The organism is Methanobrevibacter sp. (genome assembly GCF_045646045.1).
GTDB lineage: Archaea > Methanobacteriota > Methanobacteria > Methanobacteriales > Methanobacteriaceae > Methanocatella.
Genome location: NZ_JAZRJY010000115.1, coordinates 1 through 2,868, shown reverse-complemented (window position 1 = coordinate 2,868; position 2,868 = coordinate 1). Strand labels below are relative to the sequence as shown.

Sequence of the window (2,868 nt, the reverse complement as noted above, 5' to 3'; positions counted from 1 at the left end):
TGCCAATACAGCAGCAAGTTTTGTTTCAAGAGCAGTAAGTCTGGTTTCTACATCTGTATTTCCACCATCTTCAATACCCTTTTTAATTGCCTTACCATAAGGACAACCTTTTGTAAGATCATTCAAATCATTCATTTTCTTATCTCCTTGCTGCCTACGATACAGCCCGTTGAATTTATAAAATCCGGTCTAGGCCGGTATTTTTACCCTTTCATTTAAGAATTCTTCAATCAGCTTGTTTTTTCTCTCCATAAGGCTGATTCCGTTTTTCTGCAGCCAATTATAAAGAGCTATTGTTTCAGTCTGATTAAGTTCCAATGTATATAAACATTTTGAACCTTTATTTTTTGTTATCTTCTTGTCTGGATTTACACCAATCTCTTTTACAAGAATATTCTTGATGTTATCAATTAAATCAAAAGTTCCGGCAATTAAACATCTGAGAATATATGTTTTACCGTGATTAAGTTTTACATTAATACATCCATCCCCACTAATTACACCGGCAATAAATCCAGGATAGTATTTACTATCCAACTCTTTAGGGAATACAACATCATAAGTTTTATTCTGGTGGATGCCGTATTTTGCCAAATCCTGAATCATTTTAGCTGATGTTAGTTCAAGACAAACTTGTTTTTTTGATTTTATTTCTTCTAAATTATTATTTCGTAAAATTAAATTACTTTTCTCTTTTAAATATTCAATAGGAAACGTTGATTTTAAGTCTTTGTTAAAATCCAAAATTACATTTTCATCAGAATAAACTAATTTAAGACCAATTTTATTTGATTTAATCAATCCACGTTTTGTATTAAGAACAGAAATAACATAACCATCCGTAACAAGCCATCCAAGCCAATAGGCCTTTTTCTGAGAATCAATATTTTCAAAATAATCATCATCAACAGAATATACACGTTTATAAATTGCCTTTTCTGCTTCACTTCTTTCTCTAAAGTGTAAATCTAATTCATGCATCTTATTAAAAATACACTTCTCACTACGATTTATTATTTTGAGAATATCAGGCATAAATAAACCATCTGCAATAGATTTCTTTAATGTTTCAATCTCTGAATCAGTCCAAAAATCAGCACGTTTATTATTTATCCATACATTACATTCTTTTGTTCTTAAACCAAGTCTAATAGCCTTTCCTTGACAAGCTCTTGTTGTCTTTTCAAGTTTTTTTGCTATTTCGGAATATGGTAACCCTTGATTAAATAAATCTCTTAATTTATCTAAATCTTTATCAGTCCATAAAACTCTACGATTTCCGGTTAGTTTTAAATCTTTAAGTTTCTTTGTAACTGCATTTTCTGAATGATTTACTCTAGGAGCAATATTTGAAATTATTACACCTTTTTCATATAATTCTTTAGCGAGATTAATTTCTTCTGTAGTCCACTTATCACCACGATTCTTTATCATAATGCACCTACCCTAAAGAATCCAAACTTAAACTTATTAGCCTGAATATAATCTTCTATTTCCTTTCTATATTCCATAATTCTCGCACCGTACATCGAGGATGTTGCAGATTGGGTCGAGCTAAACGATTCACTTACACCATCCATAGAAAGTGAAGAACTAGAGAATCCGGCCATAAGTCCATCACCAATAACATTTAATAATGAAATAGCAATCATAATACCAATGTTATGTCTTAAATCGTCTGGTATATCATCACTTGTTTCATAACCGGCATCATAATTTACTGAATAAAATAAATGCGAATTCCATGTTTCTGAACCATAACGGCTGATTGCAGTATTAATTCCATCTGCTGTATCAGATGGTTTCCAAGGCCTTTTAAGAAATTTAATTACACCATTTTTCTTATCAAGAACTGTAGAAGGTAATAAATCAACATCATCTGAATTTCCTTTGTTCAACATTGTACAACGAGAAACATTTAATATTGGTCTCTGTTTAGTCTGAATCATTCCATAACGCTGAATCTTTCTGTATGAAAAGTCATAAGGTGTTTCTTCATCATCATAATCAACTTTACGTTTTAAGTGATTTTTTTCAATTATATCTTCACATTTTACACGTCTTTTACGAATTGTAATATTTAATCGTCTTTCCATTTCTGCTGTTGCTGCATCTATAAAAAATTGAGCCTGTTCATCAGAAAACATTGATCCGTTTGTAGCCTTAAAATCTATACCCCACATATATGTATAACGTAAGTCATCAGGAGTTAAAACAGTTCCCCATTTACCTTCCGGTACTTTATAGTTATTAAATGAATAACCTACGGCATCAGGAACACCGAATTTAGTCCAACAGGTAAAGGCAAAATCTTTTAATTCTGGATTTTCGATAGATGCAGAATGAATACGATATTGATACAAACCATTTTGTAAATCAAAAGAATCTACAAAATCACCTGAATTTACTTCAAGCGGCTGTGTAGATTCTTCTGGAATGACAAAACCGCTGTTAGTATAAACTTTCCAAGATTCATCTTTATAAAAAAGACGCTCCAGAATAAAAGGTGAATTATTACCTTCTAAAGTGAGAAGTATTCTTGTAAGTGTACTTTCAGCAGTTATTGTCATTTTCAGAATCCTTTATTTACGTTCATAACCTGGAATAGTAAGAAGTCTTTTAGCTTCAACTCCGGTTACTTCACAACAGCCCTTTTCATCGAGCTGAATAGTTCTTGTAGGAAGAACAATAGATTTTCCGGCATAAGCAGCACAAATAATTACAATTTTGTCATCGTCTTTAATTGGCTTTTCTTCTGCCTTTTTATCTTCTGGCTTTTCAGCCTTTTTGTTTTCTTCAACAGCCGGTGTTTCTACAACATCAGCTGCTTTTTCAGTCTGTTCAACTTCTGTAGTCTTTTCGTTTTCA

General features: G+C 31.8%; 3 protein-coding genes. All 3 read right to left on the bottom strand.

What is annotated here, in order from left to right:
* Positions 1-189: 189 nt before the first annotated feature.
* A complete protein-coding gene (locus ACKI5C_RS07690; RefSeq protein WP_407432576.1) occupies positions 190-1,434 on the bottom strand; it encodes a GcrA family cell cycle regulator in 1,245 nt (414 codons plus the stop codon).
* Positions 1,431-2,570, bottom strand: a complete 1,140-nt coding sequence (locus ACKI5C_RS07685; RefSeq protein WP_407432575.1) for a hypothetical protein — start codon at positions 2,568-2,570, stop codon at positions 1,431-1,433. Before ACKI5C_RS07685 ends, ACKI5C_RS07690 begins: the two co-directional genes overlap by 4 nt.
* A 12-nt stretch (positions 2,571-2,582) precedes the next feature.
* Positions 2,583-2,868, bottom strand: a 286-nt coding sequence (locus tag ACKI5C_RS07680) for a hypothetical protein (RefSeq protein ID WP_407432574.1), incomplete at its 5' end; no start/stop codon positions are given.